The sequence below is a fragment of the Halomonas sp. KAO genome (assembly GCF_015595025.1).
Taxonomy (GTDB): domain Bacteria; phylum Pseudomonadota; class Gammaproteobacteria; order Pseudomonadales; family Halomonadaceae; genus Halomonas.
Map to the genome: position 1 here is coordinate 170,667 of NZ_JADNRL010000037.1, position 15,539 is coordinate 186,205.

Sequence of the window (15,539 nt, forward strand, 5' to 3'; positions counted from 1 at the left end):
TCATGCAAACGCTGCTCGACACCCGCACGGAAGTGACCCAGGCGGCGCGTGCCGCCATCGCCCATATGCCCACCGCCAGCCTGCCGGTGCTGATGGATGAGGGCTTCGCCCGCCGCCTCACCGATGCCGACTTCATGCGTATCGCCGTGCTGCTGGCGCAGAAGAGCTTCGATGAGGGCGGCTGCCCCATCGGGGCGCTGATCATCGACAACGCCACCCGGCGCATCGTCGGCAAGGGGCACAATACCCTGGTGCAGGAGAATCACCCCTACCACCATGGCGAGACCTCCGCCATCCGTGATGCCGGGCGAATCGACTTCAGCCGCACCACGCTCTTCACCTCGCTGAGCCCCTGCGAGATCTGTGCCACGCTGGTCAGCATGCGCGGCTTCAGCCGGGTCGTGGTGGGCGATGTCACCAATGCCTCGGGCACCGAAGCGCTGCTCCAGAGCCGGGGCGTGCGGGTCGATATTCTCGAGGATTCGCAAGGCATCGAGCTCTACGCCCGCTTCCGCGCCGAGCGCCCCGAGCTCGACCTCGAGGACTGGAAGGGGCTCTGCGCCACTAACTAGGCGCTGCGGCCGCCTCCAGTCCGCACCCGCTAGCCGGTCACTCCAGCACGATCAGATGGTTGGGCAGCTCGTTGCGCTCGTGGGTGGCCGGCACCTGCTCCTTGAGATGCTCGCCGCAGGCCTCGATGCACTCGAGGAAGCCCTGCAGCGTCTCGCCCTCCTTTACCCGCCGGGTGAATGCCGCCACGATGGACTGCCAGGCCTCGTCAGAGATACGCGCCGAGATGCCACGGTCGACCAGGATCTCCACATAGCGCTCGGCTTCCGAGACGAAGATCAGCATCCCCGTTCCCACCTCGGTATGGTGGAGGTTCTGTTCCAGGAACTGCCGCCGGGCGAGGTTGGCCGCCCGCCAGTGGCGAACCGCGCGCGGGATCATTCGGGTGGTGATGGCGGGATGGCGGAATACCAGGCCCAGCACGATAAAGGTGGCCCACTGCACCAGAGTCAGTTCCCAGGCCGAGAACCAGCCGGGAAAGTAGTTGACCGCCCCGGGCACTACCAGGGCCAGCAGGCCCGCCCAGAGCAGCGGGATATAGGCGTAGTTGTCCGCCTTCGGCGCCAGTACCGTCACCAGCTCGGCATCGGTGTCGCGTTCGACCCGCTGAATTGCCTCGGTTACCCGGCGCTGCTCGTCTTCACTCAATAAAGCCATGGGGATCGTGATCTCCGAATCCTGATTGTCCTGTCGGTGTCGCCACCGGTAGGGGGAGTTACCAGCCGCCGGACGCGCCGCCGCCACCGAAGCCGCCACCGCCACCGCCGAAACCACCCCCGTCGCCGAAGCCGCCGCCTCCGCGGGATCCGCCACCCAGCGCACCGCCGAGTAGCAGGCCGGCCAGCAAGCCGCCGCGACCACCACGTACCAGGCTCATGACGATCACGAACATCACGAAGAAGAGGATCGATGCCGGCCCCTGCGGGCCCTGCTCGTCGGCTGGGGTGCCGGAAGTGGTGCCGGAAGTGGCGCGGGTATCCATGGGCTCGCCCCCTAGCACCCGGATCATCGCCGCCACGCCTTCGCTGATCCCGCGGGCGTAGTCACCCTCGCGAAAGGCCGGCGTCAGGGTCTGGTTGATGATCGCCGAGGACTGGGCGTCGGTCAGGCGACCCTCGAGGCCATAGCCGACCTCGATGCGTACCTTGCGCTCGTTGGGCGCCACGATCAGCAGGGCGCCGTTGTCCTTTTCCTCCTGGCCGATGCCCCAGTGGCGGCCCAGTTGATAGCCATACTCCTCGATGGTGACGCCCTGCAGGTCGGGCAAGGTGGCCACCACCAGCTGCTCGGTGGTGGCTTCCTCGTGGGCCGCGAGGCGCTCGCTCAGGCGTGTTTCGGTGGCCGGGTCCAGCAGCTCGGCTCGGTCCACCACGCGCCCGGTCAGTTCAGGGAAGTCGATCTCCTGGGCCTGGAGGCCTTGTGCCTGAAGAGCAAGGGTCGCCGTCAGCAGCAGCGCCAGTAGCGGAATGCGCAGAAGATGACTCATTCAAACTCCACCTGTGGGGCCTGGTCCGCATTGTCGGTCGTGGCTTCGAAGCTTTCGCGAATCTCCATGTCGCTGTAAAGCACGCTGTGCCAGAGGCGGCCGGGGAAGGTGCGGATCTCGGTGTTGTAGCGCTCTACGGCGGTGATGTAATCGCGTCGCGCCACGGCGATGCGGTTCTCGGTGCCTTCCAGCTGTGACTGCAGGCTCAGGAAGTTCTGATTCGACTTCAGCTCGGGGTAACGCTCGGAGACCGCCATCAGCCGGCTCAGCGCACCGGTCAGCTGCTGCTGGGCCTGTTCGAACTGGCGCATCTTCTGGGGGTCGTCCAGCGACTCGGCGTCGATCTGGATGGAGGTCGCCTCGGCACGAGCCTCCACCACGGCGGTCAGGGTCTCCTGCTCCTGTCGGGCAAAGCCCTTGACCGTCTCGACCAGGTTGGGCACCAGGTCCGCGCGCCGCTGGTACTGGTTTTCCACCTGGGCCCAGGCCGACTTCACCTGTTCGTCATAGGTGGGGATGTTGTTGACGCCGCAGCCCGTCAGCAGCACCGCCATGACCAGCACGAGGGTGAAACGCCAGAGGCGAGAGTCGGGAAGTGGAGGGTGTCTCGTCGGCATGGGTGAGTCATCCTGTGATTGCGATTTTATGTCGTCTACGGTACAGCTCAGGTGGATGCGAAGGAAGCGATGCCATACCGAGATTCTGCCCGGTGGCGTCGTCGGTGCGACAGGTCCGGATGCCGGGCAGGCGGGTCCACCTTGATTCCCGTCGGACGCGCCCGCATGCAGGGGAGAGGACACGCCCTTATCATCGAACGCTTTTCAGTCCACCTCACGCTACCCGAGGAGAGCCCATGACGACCCTGGTGATCGGTGCCAACGGCCAGATCGGCCGGCAGTTCTGTGAGCTGTCGAAGGCCGCCGGCGAGCCCATCAAGGCGATGATCCGCGACACGGCCCAGCAGCCCTGGTTCGAAGAGCGCGGCATCGAAACGGTCATCGCCGACCTGGAGGGTGACTTCCGTCATGCCTTCGACGGTTGCGACCAGGTGATCTTCACCGCCGGGTCGGGCCCGCATACCGGCCCCGACAAGACCCTGCTGATCGACCTCTACGCGGCCATCCGCAGCGTGGATATCGCCCAAGAGCAGGGCATCGAGCGTTTCCTGATGGTCAGTGCCATGCGGGCCGAGAACCCCATGGAGGCCCCGGAGAAGCTGCGCCCCTACATGGCGGCCAAGTTCGCCGCCGATGCTCACCTGCGCATTGCCGGCGTGCCCCACCTGATCCTCAAGCCGGGCCGGCTCACCGACGTGCCAGCCTCCGAGCGGGTGGCCACCTCGCTCGCGGAAACCGGCGGCGAGAACCAGGTGTCACGCGCCAACGTCGCCCATGCCCTGTTGCACCTGCTCAAGGCACGAGAGCTGGTCGACCGCGAGTTCGTGCTGCTCGACGGCGAGCGGGAGATCGGCGAGGCCCTGCGCTGAGCCGACGCCATGTCCTCGACACCCAGGCCCTCGACACCCAGGCCCTCGACACCCAGGCCCCCGACGATGCACGACCCCGACCTGCCGCCGCGCCTGCGCGCCCTGCTCGAGCGCCTGCCCGCCGAGCAGCTGCCGATAACCTACCAGCAGGCCGCCGAGGCGCTGGGTCTTTCACCGCCGCGCACCATCCAGCGCGTCGCCCTGGCCCTCGAGGCATTGATGCGCGAGGACGTGGCCGCTGGCCGCCCACTGATCGCCGCCCTGGTGGTCAGCCGCCGCGGCGAGCTGCCCCGGGCGGGCTTCTTCGAGCTGGCCGTCGAGCTCGGCCGCTTTCCCGCCGACCCGACCGAGCACGTGGAGGCCTATCGCCGGGAGCGGGCGAAGGCCTTGAGCGGCGGGGGGTGAGGGCGTCGCATATCGGCGCCAGGAGGAAGGCAGCCGCTACTTGAAGCGCGAGCGCGCCTCGAAGGGGGCGCCATCACTCTGCTGGAATCGTCAGCCCACGTTGCACGGCGGGGCGCGCCAGGAAGGCGGCCAGCACGCGATTGACCTGCGGGAAGTCGTCGATACCCACCAGCTCCCCCGCCTCGTAGAAGCCGCCAAGGTTGCGCACCCAGGGCAAGATCGCGATGTCGGCGATCGAGAAGGCCTCGCCCAGCAACCAGTCACGCCCCGCCAGCTGCCGGTCCAGCACGCCCAGCAGGCGCCGGGATTCGCCTACATAGCGATCCCGCGGGCGCTTGTCCTCGATCTCCCGGCCGGCGAACTTGTGGAAGAACCCCACCTGGCCGAACATCGGGCCAATGCCGCCCATCTGGAACATCAGCCACTGCAGGGCCTGATAGCGATCATGGGGGAGCTCGGGCATGAGTTGCCCGGTCTTGTCGGCGAGATAGACCAGGATCGCCCCCGATTCAAACAGCGGCAGCGGCTTGCCCTCCGGGCCGTCGGGGTCGAGGATAGCCGGGATCTTGCCGTTGGGATTCAGCGACAGGAACTCGGGGGAGCGTTGATCATCGCCATCGAAGCTGACCCGGTGCGCCTCGTAGGGCAGGCCGGTCTCCTCCAGCATGATCGATACCTTGACCCCATTGGGCGTGGGCAGCGAATAGAGCTGCAGGCGCTCGGGATGCCGGGCAGGCCACTTGCGTGTGATGGGGAAGGCAGCCAGGTCGGTCATGAGGGAAATCCTTGTGGGAACAACGAAAGTTGAGGAACGTCTTTTCCATCCTGCGTCATAGGGTTCATCCCGGTGAGCCGACAAGCCCGGCCACGCTGACCAATACCAGCACCACGCCCAGGACTCGGAAGAAGACATGCGTCTCGGCAGATAGCAGGTAGCGGTGGACGCGCTTCCCGAGGACCTTGATGGGTGGAAGGCGAGCGGTGTGACGTCATGTCGATCCTCGTGGCGGCGTCAGGAAGCGGGCTCGGGATTGAGGCAGTTGTCGTAGAGGGTCACGGTCGCCGGCCAATCCGAGAACAGGCCCAGGATGCCCACATCCTTGGCCAGCACGTCCAGCACCAGCAGCTTGTCGCCCTCGTTGTCGACCACCGCATCGACGCTCTGGTGGTACCACTCGCCGTCCTCGCTGAGGGGACCGGAACGTTCGAAGCTCCAGGCGATCAGCTCGAGTCCGGCCGCCTTGGCGCGCTCGGCATAGACCGAGGGCACGATGCGTTCCTCGTTCTCGCCGGCCTCGGGACGCGCCTCGAGCAGCATCCACATCGGCGGCGCCAGGATCTTCACGCCCTGCTCGGCGAGCGCCTCCATGCTCGGCGACCAGCTCGCCGGGTCGCGATGATCGAAGGCCTCGTTGTCGTAACGGTCGTCCAGGTAGACCGCCTGAGCGGCGAACTCGGGGGCGTTGTCGATCCAGTAGCGCACGTCGTCCAGGTTGAACGACTGCGGGAAGACGTCCTCGGCCGGCACGCCGGCGTCCGTGTACTCATCGATCATCTTCTGGGCGTAGTCGGCCTGGCTCATGCCGTCGAAGGGCATCGCGACGCTCGGTGCCTTGAGCTCCGGCGTCATGCGCACGCCCAGCGACTGGAACAGCTCGATGCTCTCGGCATGGGTCATCAGGGTGCCGCGGGTGGCGTAGAGGTCGGTGCGCCAGCCGGGCGTGCCGTCGAGATACGCCGCCAGGGAGTCGGCCTCTGTGTTCACGCCGTCCATGCGCCCCTCGAGGCTCTGGAACTCGGCCAGGGTGATATTGCTGGTGCAACACTGGACCGCCTCGGCGTTGGTCAGTGCGCCGGTCTCGGGATCGAAGGCCGGTGGCACGCTGCACTGATCGGCCAGGTCGGTCTCGAGGATGTTGGTCGTGGCGTGCAGGTCACACTGGGAGTGGCGGCACACCAGCGCCTTGTCCTCGGTGAAGGTGACGTCACACTCCACGATGCCGGCGCCCATCTGGGTCGCGGCGATGTAGGATTCCCGGGTATGCTCGGGGAACTGCATGGCCGCCCCTCGATGGCCGATCGAGAAGTCCCGGCGCTGCCAACGATCGGTGTCGGCGGCACAGCGCAGCAGGGTCTCCTTGAGTTGGCGTTCGCGCTGGGTGCTCTCGTCCATGTCCTGGATCAGGAACAGCGGACGGGGTCCCAGGGTAATGTTCTGGGCCGCTTCCACGGCGGTGATCTTCTGTGGGCTGGTGGCCAGCGCGGACGCCGAGGCCAGGGAAACGACGATGCCAATGGCAAGTGCTAGGCCTATGCGTGGCAGCGCGCCGGTCCTGTTCATGGGGTAAGTCCTTTTCATGATGTGCCTCGTGAGTCGCTTGAGTGGTGGAGTGACTCGCTCAGCGTAGCAGAGCCCACGACCGGGGCTGCGTTCCCAGTGGAACCGGGATATGTGGAGAGATGACGACTCCACGGGATATGCTCGATGGCCATGATGGACGCCCCGACAGGCCGTCATGACCCTTGTGCCAGAACGATGCCCACCCGGCATGCCGCCGGGCGGTTCAATTCATTCTCGGGCTGGTGACGCCTCCGGCTTTATCTCCACACGGATCAGGCGCAGCGTGACCTCGTCACTCAGGTTCTCCACCGAGTGGGGGGCTTCCGGCGCCTTCCACATCGTCAGCGGGATGGTCAGGGGCGCATCCAGTTCTCGGGTGTCGAAGATGATGTTGCCGTCCGCGTCACGGTCGATGAACTCCCCCGCCGCCTGGAGATAGAGGACGCTGGGCCATCGATGGGAATGTAGGGGCTCCACCACGCCCGGCAGCAGGGTGACTTCCAGCACTCGCACCCTGTCGTTCTCCAGGAGGATCTTGTGGTTGTCCGGTGCGGCGACCACGGCATCCAGCTCTTCTGGCCAGTTGGCAGGGTCCCCCGTCTTGTAGGTGACGGCAGAAGCCGGCGCGGTGTCCTGGCTGAATGCCGTCATGGGGTGAAGGCACAACATGAGGATGGCAGGGAAGGTGATCAGGGGCTTTTTCATGGCGAGATACCGGTGGTCGAGCGCCCACGTGGAGGGGTGGCGGGTGTGGGTCACTCCAGTGTAGGGAGGTTTTCGGCGGAGAGGTGAGCAGGGGCGTCGCCCGGGTCCGCCCAGTCGCTGGCCAGGGCTCTCGCTCGATGCGCCTTCGGGCTCACGCCCCGCACCCGCTTGAACGCGGCGCTGAACTATCTGTTCGAGACGGTGCTCGACGGCCGCAATGCCTACATTGCCTACATTGCCTACGTAGCCGACGGGCCCGGCCGAGCACATCGAAGCCTATCGCCGGGAGCGGGCGAAGGCCTTGAACGGCGGGGGATTAGGGCGCTGCCCTTGCCGCCGTTGCTCGAGCACGCGGACGTCACGATGCGGCGGCGGGTTGGGCCACCGCCGGGGCGGGCCCCGGCGAGAAGCGATAGCCCAGCAGCCGCATGGCATTCAGGGTCACCAGCACGGTGGCACCGGTATCCGCCATCACGGCGATCCACATGCCGGTGAAGCCCAGCGCCGTGGTAGCCAGGAAGATGGCCTTGAGGCCCAGGGCCAGGGCGACGTTGGTCTTCACGTTGTTGAGAGTGGCGCGTGACAGATCGATCAGCTCGGCGATGCCGGTCACGCGGTTCTTGAGCAGTGCCGCATCGGCGGTCTCCAGCGCCACATCCGTGCCACCGCCCATGGCGATGCCCACGTCAGCCGAGGCCAGGGCCGGCGCATCGTTGATGCCGTCGCCCACCTTGCCGATCGGGCCCCTGCCGGCGGCCTGCCAGTCGCGGATATGACGCGCCTTGTCTTCGGGCATCAGCTTGCCGTGGGCCTCGATGCCCAGGCTGTCGCCGATGGCCCTGGCGGTGCGCACGTTGTCACCGCTGAGCATCACCGCCTGTACGCCGAGGCGCGAGAGGGCCGCGAGGCCCTCGCGGGCATCGTCGCGGGGTTCATCGCGTACGGCGATCAGGCCGAGCGGGCGCTCGCCCTCCACCAGCACGGCGAGGCTCTTGCCGGCCTCCTCCAGGGCGCTGACCTGTGCGCTCTGCCTGTCGTCGAGGAGCCCCCGGTCGAGGAGGTGATGGGGTGGCACCAGGCCAAGCTCACGCCCCTCGACCCAGGCGTCGATCCCCCGACCCGCCACGGCACGGCTCTCGCTGGCCCGGGGCAGCGTCAGACCCTGCTGCTGGGCATGGCCCAGGATGGCCTGAGCGATCGGGTGGCTGGAGTCCTGCTCCATCGCCGCCGCCAGGCGCAGCACCTCGTGTTCGCCCTGGTCGCCGGTCCAGTCAGCCACATCGGTGACCTGCGGCGCACCGACGGTAAGCGTGCCGGTCTTGTCCAGCGCCACCAGGCGTAGCTTGCCCAGCTGTTCGAGCACGGCGCCGCCCTTGATCAGCAGCCCACGACGCGCCCCCGTCGAGAGGCCGGCCGCGATCGCCGCCGGAGTCGAGATCACCAGGGCACAGGGGCAGGCGATCAGCAGCAGTGCCAGGGCGCGATAGATCGACTCCGACCAGGCCATGCTCGAGACCAGTGGCGGCACCACCGCCATCAGCAGGGCCAGCCCGACCACCGCCGGCATGTAGTAGTAGGCGAAGCGGTCGATGAAGCGTGCCACCGGTGCCTTGGCGGCCTGGGCCTCCTCGACCAGGCGAATGACCCGCGCGATGGTGTTGTCCTCGGCACCGCGGGTCACCTCCACCTCGAGGGCGGCATTCAGGTTCACCGTGCCGGCAAGTACCTCATCGTCGACCGAGCGCGAGCGGGGCACGGACTCGCCATTGACCGGTGACTCGTCGAGCTCGGAGGTTCCCGCCAGGATGCGACCATCGCAGGGAACGCGGTCACCCGGCCGAATCATGACGCGCTGGCCAGGGGTGAGGGAGGAGGCCGACACCTCGCGGGTCCCCTGCTCATCGATCAGCCTCGCCGTCGACGGCGCCAGGTTCGCCAGGGCCGAGATGCTGCGTCGCGCCCGAGAGGCGGCCACCCCCTCCAGGAGCTCACCCACGGCAAACAGGAATACCACCACGGCGGCCTCGGCGGCGGCGTCGATCGCCAGCGCGCCCAGGGCGGCAATGCTCATCAGCATCTCGATGGTGAAGGGGTTGCGCATCTTCAGCGCCCCCCAGGCCCCCTGGATGATGGGCACCAGGCCCACCACGGTGGCCGCCACAAAGGGCCAGTTGCCAAGGGCCGGAAAGGTCAGGCGCAGGATAAAGGCCAGCGCCAGCAGGCCGCCCGTGACCAGTACCAGCCGTCCCTTGGCGGTTTGCCACCAGGGGGTTGGCGAGTCGCTCGCCTGGTTTCGCTGATCACCGGTGACGACCCGATAGCCCAGCTCGTCGAGGGTACGCTCGATTGTCTCGTGGTTCGGAGAGCCCTGCGATGCCGGAACAATTTTCACCGAGCCGGTGACCGAGCTTGCCTGTACCTGTTCGATGCCCTCCAGGCGCCCCAGGGCGGACTCGACCTTGCGCTCGCAGCCGCCGCAGTCCATGCCTTCGACCCGGAGGGTCAGCGCCGAGGAGGCTTGCATAGTGGGGGAAGTTTCCATGGTGGCACTCCTGCTGGTAGGTTACTGTCTACAGCATAAACCTTGTAGCAACTATAGATTCAAGGAATAGATTCAAGGGATAGGTTCAAGGAATAGGTTCAAGTCGTTACGGGAGGTTCGTCAGCATGTCGGAGACCAACGCCGCCATCGGCATCGGGGAGCTGGCGCGTCGTGCCGGCTGCAAGCCTGAAACGGTGCGCTATTACGAACGTGTCGGCTTGATGAGTGGTGCGATGCGTACCGAGGGGGGCCAGCGCCGCTATGGTGAGGAGGCCGTGAGACGGCTGACCTTCATTCGTCATGCCCGGGACTTCGGGTTCTCGGTGGACGCGGTGCGTGAACTGCTGACGATGTCGGATCGGCCCGACATGTCCTGTCATGAGGTGGATGTCATCGCCAAGCACCACCTCGAGGAGGTGGAGTCACGGCTGCAGCGCCTCGAGGCACTGCGCGACGAGCTGCGCCGGATGGTGGGACAGTGTGCTGGCGGCAAGGTCGAGAGCTGTCGCATCATCGAGGTGCTGAGCGATCACCAGTTGTGCAACAGCGAGCAGGCCCATGGTGGCGCCGGTGATCTGAAACAGGGCCCTCATTCGTAGCGCTGTCGCCACTCCTTGACCGCGACCTGCTCCTTGAGCAGCTCCAGCATGTCGACCAGCACCTGCTCGGTGACCTGTTCGGAGTGCGGGTCGGTGCGCAGCCAGGCATCGAGGCCGCTTTCGGCCAGATGCTCCACCAGGGTGGAGAACTCTGGCGACTGCAGCCCTGCCAGGGCCTCGTTGACCAGACGACAGGCCAGGTCGGAGAGCGAGGCCTCGAGTCCCCGGGTCAACTGGCCGCCCATCGGCAGGCGCGAGAGCCGCTGGATCTCCGGGCTCTCCGTCAGGGTGCGGCCCACCAGGCCGCGCACGTAGCGCAGGATATCCGGGCGATTGTGGGTGTAGGCACTGCCCGCCATGGCCTCCAGGCGCTGGCTGATCTCCTGGATCAGTGCCTGCTGGCGAGGCCGCACCACCCGCTCCACCACGCTATTGGTGAGGGAGTCGCGAGAACGCACCTGGGCCTGGACGTTGTCCAGCATGCGGATGGCGATGCGGTCGGTGAGCTCCTCCATCAGGATGTCGTAGTACTTGGCGAGAACGGCATAGAGGTACCAGCGGCGTACATCGATCATGTCCAGCCGCTGCAGACGGTGCAGCAGCGAGATGACCCGCAGGACACGCAGCAGCCGGAAGCCACCCAGCGGGATGCAGCCGAGCACGTCGTACCAGTGCACGAAGGGGTAGAAAAACCAGCGGTGATAGCGCCGCTCGGCGATGGCCACCGCCCAGCCCAGCAGCACATCGAGAATAAATACCGCCACGAACGCCAGGTCGATGGTGAGAAAGTTGGCATGGATATGGCGCTCGTAGGCGCCGTGAAGGCCTGGCGTCACGGCCTCGAAGGCGCCGTTCAGCGGCGGCAGCAGAAACAGGCTGTCGAACAGCAGCAGGGCCAGGTTGGCGATGACCAGCGCAATGATCAGCAGGTCCCAGGCCAGATGAACGCGCTCCCCTAATGGGCCGAGAGACGTGTTGCGGGCATCTGACATGGCGCCTCCTGGCGGCGGCATCGTCGTTCGGGGCGGTTACTTGAAGCGTGAGCGAGCCTTCTCGAAGGAGTCGCTCATCGACTTCCAGGCGCGCTCGGCACCCTGCTTGAGGTCATCCCAGGCGTCATCGCCGGAGGCACGCATCTCCTCCAGCTTCTGGCGCAGTTCTTCACGCTTCTGCTCCAGCTGCTCGGCCTCCTGCTTGCGTTCCTCCTTGAGCCTTGCATCGGCCTCGGAGCTTTGCGCCTGTGCCTTCAGCTTGTCGATCTCGGCCTGCCATTCGTCCAGCTTGGCGCGCAGCTTCTGCTCGTAGGCGTCTCGCGTGCTCATCTGTCGCTCTCCTCGTTGTCGACGGTCTGGATAACCTCGAACCCCTCGAAGCGCGGTGGGCCCAGGAAGAGCCCCTGCGCGGCAGGGGTGGCACTATTGATGACATGCTCCTTTGAAGATGACATCTCTACGTCGGTGGGACAAGGGCGCGCCGGGCCAGCCCCGCGGTTGGCCTTGGATCCATCGAGAATAGTCAATTCCTGACCGCCTGGGTCATGGGCTTCCTGGCAGAGTTCATCGCCCAGACTCTTCTGGCTCTTCGACGTTGAACACGCTTCGCAGGTAGTGGACATATTCCGGGTCGCGGGTGGAGGCCTTGCCCGGGGCATCGGAGATCTTGGCTACCGGCTGACCGTTGCACGAGACCATCTTGATGACGATGTTCATCGGCGTCACTCCGGGCAGGTCGCAGGTCAGGCTGGTGCCGATGCCGAAGCTGGTGCGAATGCGCCCCTTCAGCGCCTGCTTGATGGCCATGGCCGAGTCGAAGGTCAACGCATCGCTGAAGATCAGCGTCTTGCCCCTGGGGTCGATGCCCAGCCGCTCATAGTGGCGGATGCACTTCTCGGCGAACACCAGTGGATCGCCGCTGTCGTGGCGCAGGCCATCGAACAGCTTGGCGAAGTAGAGATCGAAATCGGCCAGGAAGGCATCTAGGGTGATGGTATCGGTCAGCGCCACGCCGAGGTGGCCGCGATACTCCTGGACCCAGGCCTCCAGGGCGGCGCGCTGGCTATCCACCAGTCGGCTGCCCAGCTGCTGATGGGCCATCACCCACTCGTGGGCCATGGTACCCATGGGCGCCAGGCCGTGGCGGCGGGCGATATCGACGTTGCTGGTGCCGACGAACTGGCCCGGAAACTCCTCGGCCAGTACGCCGATAATCGCCTCCTGCACCGGCTGCGACAGCCGCCGTCGGGTGCCGAAGTCGGCCAGGCGGAAGTCGGCCAACTGGGCCGGCGTGTAGTCGCGGCGCAGCGCCGCCAGCTTGTCGCGCAGTCGGTCCACCGCCTCATCGATGCGGGCACCGGGATGCAGCACCCGATTGCGCACCTCGCTGATGATCGCCAGGATCACGATCTCGAACAGGATGCTGTGCGACCAGGGACCGTCGATGACGATGCACAGCTCGCTGCCTTCCATATAGGTGGACACGTACTCCGGGCGGAAGCGGTACAGCTCCAGGAAGCGAATGAAGTCGGGGGACAGGTAGGGAAAGCCGCTCAGGTAGGTCGACTCGTCACGGCTCAGGGCCAGGCTGGCCAGCCGATCGATCTGGTCGCGAATCTCGCCCAGGTAGGGCGCCAGGTTCTCGGCGTTGCGGCAGCGAAACTCCCAGGCCACGTTGGCGTTGGGGTACTTGTGGTGCACCCCCTGCATCATGGTCAGCTTGTACCAGTCGGTATCGAGCAGTGAGGTGATGATCTGGCCCGGTGCGCGATACGCGGCCGCCATGGAGTGCTCCCTGTGTGGTGATGGCATCGATGGTCATCGTATCGCCCGGGGGCGGCCATTTCGAGAGGCAACAGACAAGACACCCTTGCTTCGGTGGCATGGCGACCCGGGTCGGTGGCAAGGTCGAGTCAGGCATGTCCGCGTCGCCATTTCGGCCACACCGCGGGAGCGCACCCTCGAAATCCGACAGGAGGAGCCGCCATGAAAGCACTTTCGGGAACGGGATTCGCGATCTTCGGGGCCGCGCTGATTGCCATCAGCTATGGACTGGCGCGCTTCGCCTTCGGGCTCTTCGTGCCCCCGATACGCGACGAGTTGGGCCTCTCCTCCTATGTGATCGGCATCATCGGCTCACTGCCGCTGATCAGCTTCCTGCTGGCCACCGCGGTGGCCCCCGTGATCACCGACCATCTCGGCGCCCGCTATACGGCGGTACTCTCGGGACTCTTCGGTGCTGTGGGGCTTACGCTGATCAGTCGGGCCAGTGGGGCGCTGATGCTGGGCTCGGGGGTATTCGCATGTGGCATCTGCACCGGCTTGATGATGCCTGCGCTGACCGCGGCCATGCAGGCGACAGTCAGACGGTCGTTGCATGGCCGCGTCAGCTCGGTGATGAACGCGGGGACCAGCATCGGCGTGATCGTGGCCGTCCCGACGGTGCTGTTCCTGGCTGGCGCCTGGCGCCACGCCTATCTCTCCTTCGCCGTTCTTGCCGTTCTCGGTGTGATCGCCGCCTGGCTTCTGCTACCCTCGGTCTCGCGGGTCGTGCCGGCCGACGCGGCGGAACCGCCGCCACTCAATGAACTGCCATGGTCGCGTCTGATCCGGCTATCGCTCTTCGCCTACGTGATGGGTTTCGTCTCCTCTGCCTACTGGATCTTCGCGCCTGACCTGGTGGTCACCCTGGGTGGCCTTCCCCCGGGCGTTACCGGGTGGTTATGGCTGGCGGTGGGCATCGCGGGGCTTGGCGGTGCCGTGGTGGCCGATCTGGCCGATCGCAACAACCCGCCGATTACCCAGGCCCTGATGCTGATGATGCTGGCGGCGAGCCTGGCGCTACTGGCTGCCAGCCCCGCCAACGCGGTGCTGGCGGCCTTTTCCGCGCTGGTCTTCGGCCTGGCCTACATGAGCCTGACCGGTCTCTATCTGATGACCGGCATCCGGTTGCTGCCGGGCCGGCTCTCGATGGGGCCGGTGCTGCCCTTCATGGCGGTATCGCTGGGCCAGGCCACCGGCTCGCCGGCAGTGGGGGCGCTGGTGGAGGGCTTCGGCCATGCCGACGCCTTCGCCATGTTCGCGGCCCTCGGCATCCTGGTGGCCATGCTCTCGCCCTTCTACCCGGGCGCCATCGCCCTGGCGGAAGAGGAGGCCACCGAGGAGGAGAGCGGCCTTCAGGCGGCCTATGATCACCAACTCAAGAATGAGGAGGGCGAGCCGCTGGAGGAGCCCGTCGAGGGGGAAGACGAGGCACCCGCCTCCATGTCGTGAACGGCCCCGGTGGCCGGGTGATCACCCAGCCACCAATGGCGAAGGGCAGGGCGATGCCCGGGCTGCTACCCTGTGGGGCATATTAGAAAAACCACACAGGGAACGATCATGGACGATGCCCCCGAGCCCTGCATCACCCTGCACCCGCACTCGCGTCGGGTGCGTATCGTCATCGACGGCACCCTGCTGGCCGACACCACCCGCGCCATCGAGCTGCGCGAGCGCGACTACCCGCCGCGGCAGTACCTCTCCCGCGACGATGTACGGATGGATCTGCTGACCTCCTCCCACACCGTGACTCATTGCCCCTTCAAGGGCGATGCTATTTATTACTCCTTCGGCGAGCACAAGTATGTGGCGTGGAGTTATGAGCGGCCAAAGGAGGGAGTGGAGGAGATTGAGGGGCGGTTGGCATTCTATGGTGATGAGGAAGATAAATGAACATTTTCGACTCGAGCGGGTCATCGCATGGTTATCGTGGGAGCCCGGTTAATCGGGCGATTATTGAACACGCGTACACGTTGAAGTGCAGTATCAGTCTTGCGGTATAGTGCCTGTTGGGTATAAGCGAGGGCATATGTTTAGCCACGTAACATTCGGATGCTCGGATCTGAGTCGAGCTGCCAGCTTTTACGATGCCGTTCTTGAGGTGTTGGGGATTCATCGGCGACCAGTAACTCCAGACGGCGCCCCGGAGTCAGCGTGCTGGGGACTCGCCGGAAATTCTTTGCCGTGTTTTTATGTATATCAGCCGTTCAATGGTAAGGCAGCCAGCGCCGGTAATGGCAGCATGGTCGCCTTCGCAGCATCGTCTGTCGAGAATGTCGAAGCTGCGTACAAGAAGGCTGTAGAGAATGGGGCCGTAGACGAAGGTGCGCCAGGTGAAAGGCCTCACTATGGCCCCGGTTACTATGGCGCGTATTTTCGAGATTTAGATGGGAATAAGGTCCATATCGTCTATCGCGGCGATGTCGAGTAGCACAAGCAAGACATGCGCCGATTACTGGCGAACCTGAGCGGTCGAGAGGAGCTGGCGGAGAACTCTTTTTGCTCCACGAGGGGGCCTCGGCGGCCTGGCCCACGCCGGGAGAGGAAGCCATTCGCTCGGCCTGGACGGCGGGGCCCAACAACTGATGAGGA

At 65.7% G+C, this 15,539-nt stretch carries 18 protein-coding genes; 7 read left to right on the forward strand and 11 right to left on the reverse strand.

The window, feature by feature from the left end; genetic code table 11:
• Positions 1–2 precede the first annotated feature (2 nt).
• Complete coding sequence (locus tag IOC61_RS16795) at positions 3–572, forward strand: nucleoside deaminase (RefSeq protein WP_195689874.1); 570 nt, start codon at positions 3–5, stop codon at positions 570–572.
• A gap of 37 nt (positions 573–609) precedes the next feature.
• On the opposite strand, the gene IOC61_RS16800 is transcribed toward IOC61_RS16795, so the two are convergent.
• Genes IOC61_RS16800 through IOC61_RS16810 form a run of 3 tightly spaced genes read right to left on the reverse strand, consistent with a single transcriptional unit; the run spans position 610 to position 2,673 of the window.
• A complete protein-coding gene (locus tag IOC61_RS16800; RefSeq protein WP_195689875.1) occupies positions 610–1,227 on the reverse strand; it encodes a TPM domain-containing protein in 618 nt (205 codons plus the stop codon).
• A 58-nt stretch (positions 1,228–1,285) separates the two neighbouring features.
• Complete coding sequence (locus IOC61_RS16805) at positions 1,286–2,056, reverse strand: TPM domain-containing protein (protein ID WP_195689876.1); 771 nt, start codon at positions 2,054–2,056, stop codon at positions 1,286–1,288.
• A complete protein-coding gene (locus tag IOC61_RS16810) occupies positions 2,053–2,673 on the reverse strand; it encodes a LemA family protein (protein WP_195689877.1) in 621 nt (206 codons plus the stop codon). The genes IOC61_RS16805 and IOC61_RS16810 overlap by 4 nt, the downstream gene beginning before the upstream one ends.
• A 236-nt stretch (positions 2,674–2,909) precedes the next feature.
• Here IOC61_RS16810 and IOC61_RS16815 point away from each other — a divergent pair, with 236 nt between their 5' ends.
• Positions 2,910–3,542, forward strand: coding sequence for an SDR family oxidoreductase (locus IOC61_RS16815; protein WP_195689878.1), 633 nt, complete (start codon positions 2,910–2,912; stop codon positions 3,540–3,542).
• A 66-nt stretch (positions 3,543–3,608) separates the two neighbouring features.
• On the forward strand, positions 3,609–3,947 hold the full coding sequence (locus IOC61_RS16820; RefSeq protein WP_195689879.1) for a hypothetical protein: 339 nt from the start codon (positions 3,609–3,611) through the stop codon (positions 3,945–3,947).
• A gap of 73 nt (positions 3,948–4,020) precedes the next feature.
• Here IOC61_RS16820 and IOC61_RS16825 read toward each other — a convergent pair whose 3' ends face one another.
• The 4 genes from IOC61_RS16825 to IOC61_RS16840 form a co-directional block, all read right to left on the reverse strand.
• Positions 4,021–4,722 (reverse strand): glutathione S-transferase N-terminal domain-containing protein, encoded by a 702-nt coding sequence (locus IOC61_RS16825; RefSeq protein ID WP_195689880.1) that lies wholly within the window; start codon positions 4,720–4,722, stop codon positions 4,021–4,023.
• 237 nt (positions 4,723–4,959) lie between these two features.
• Positions 4,960–6,288 carry a glycerophosphodiester phosphodiesterase family protein gene (locus IOC61_RS16830; RefSeq protein ID WP_195689881.1) on the reverse strand — a complete coding sequence of 443 codons (1,329 nt, stop codon included), beginning with the start codon at positions 6,286–6,288 and terminating at the stop codon, positions 4,960–4,962.
• A gap of 228 nt (positions 6,289–6,516) precedes the next feature.
• Positions 6,517–6,993, reverse strand: coding sequence for a hypothetical protein (locus IOC61_RS16835; protein ID WP_195689882.1), 477 nt, complete (start codon positions 6,991–6,993; stop codon positions 6,517–6,519).
• 358 nt (positions 6,994–7,351) lie between these two features.
• Positions 7,352–9,535 carry a heavy metal translocating P-type ATPase gene (locus IOC61_RS16840; RefSeq protein ID WP_195689883.1) on the reverse strand — a complete coding sequence of 728 codons (2,184 nt, stop codon included), beginning with the start codon at positions 9,533–9,535 and terminating at the stop codon, positions 7,352–7,354.
• A 125-nt stretch (positions 9,536–9,660) separates the two neighbouring features.
• On the opposite strand from IOC61_RS16840, the gene IOC61_RS16845 reads away from it, so the two are divergent.
• Entirely contained in the window at positions 9,661–10,134 is a 474-nt protein-coding gene (locus IOC61_RS16845; protein ID WP_195689884.1) for a MerR family transcriptional regulator, read from the forward strand.
• Here the strand turns inward: IOC61_RS16845 and IOC61_RS16850 are convergent.
• The 4 genes from IOC61_RS16850 to pncB form a co-directional block, all read right to left on the reverse strand.
• A complete protein-coding gene (locus tag IOC61_RS16850) occupies positions 10,125–11,126 on the reverse strand; it encodes an ion transporter (protein WP_195689885.1) in 1,002 nt (333 codons plus the stop codon). The two genes, IOC61_RS16845 and IOC61_RS16850, sit on opposite strands and share 10 nt — an antisense overlap.
• Before the next feature lie 36 nt (positions 11,127–11,162).
• On the reverse strand, positions 11,163–11,456 hold the full coding sequence (locus tag IOC61_RS16855) for a coiled coil domain-containing protein (protein WP_195689886.1): 294 nt from the start codon (positions 11,454–11,456) through the stop codon (positions 11,163–11,165).
• Positions 11,453–11,581 (reverse strand): hypothetical protein, encoded by a 129-nt coding sequence (locus IOC61_RS17845; protein WP_267491324.1) that lies wholly within the window; start codon positions 11,579–11,581, stop codon positions 11,453–11,455. Before IOC61_RS17845 ends, IOC61_RS16855 begins: the two co-directional genes overlap by 4 nt.
• 109 nt (positions 11,582–11,690) lie before the next feature.
• Positions 11,691–12,911 (reverse strand): nicotinate phosphoribosyltransferase, encoded by a 1,221-nt coding sequence (gene pncB / locus IOC61_RS16860; RefSeq protein ID WP_195689887.1) that lies wholly within the window; start codon positions 12,909–12,911, stop codon positions 11,691–11,693.
• A gap of 201 nt (positions 12,912–13,112) precedes the next feature.
• Between pncB and IOC61_RS16865 the strand changes: the two genes are divergently transcribed.
• The 3 genes from IOC61_RS16865 (at position 13,113) to IOC61_RS16875 (ending at position 15,378) form a co-directional block, all read left to right on the forward strand.
• The gene (locus IOC61_RS16865) at positions 13,113–14,399 is read left to right on the forward strand and encodes an MFS transporter (RefSeq protein WP_195689888.1); all 1,287 of its coding nucleotides are present in this window, start codon (positions 13,113–13,115) and stop codon (positions 14,397–14,399) included.
• Positions 14,400–14,507: 108 nt separating this feature from the next.
• Complete coding sequence (locus tag IOC61_RS16870) at positions 14,508–14,840, forward strand: DUF427 domain-containing protein (RefSeq protein ID WP_195689889.1); 333 nt, start codon at positions 14,508–14,510, stop codon at positions 14,838–14,840.
• A gap of 136 nt (positions 14,841–14,976) precedes the next feature.
• The gene (locus IOC61_RS16875; protein ID WP_195689890.1) at positions 14,977–15,378 is read left to right on the forward strand and encodes a VOC family protein; all 402 of its coding nucleotides are present in this window, start codon (positions 14,977–14,979) and stop codon (positions 15,376–15,378) included.
• Positions 15,379–15,539 lie beyond the last annotated feature (161 nt).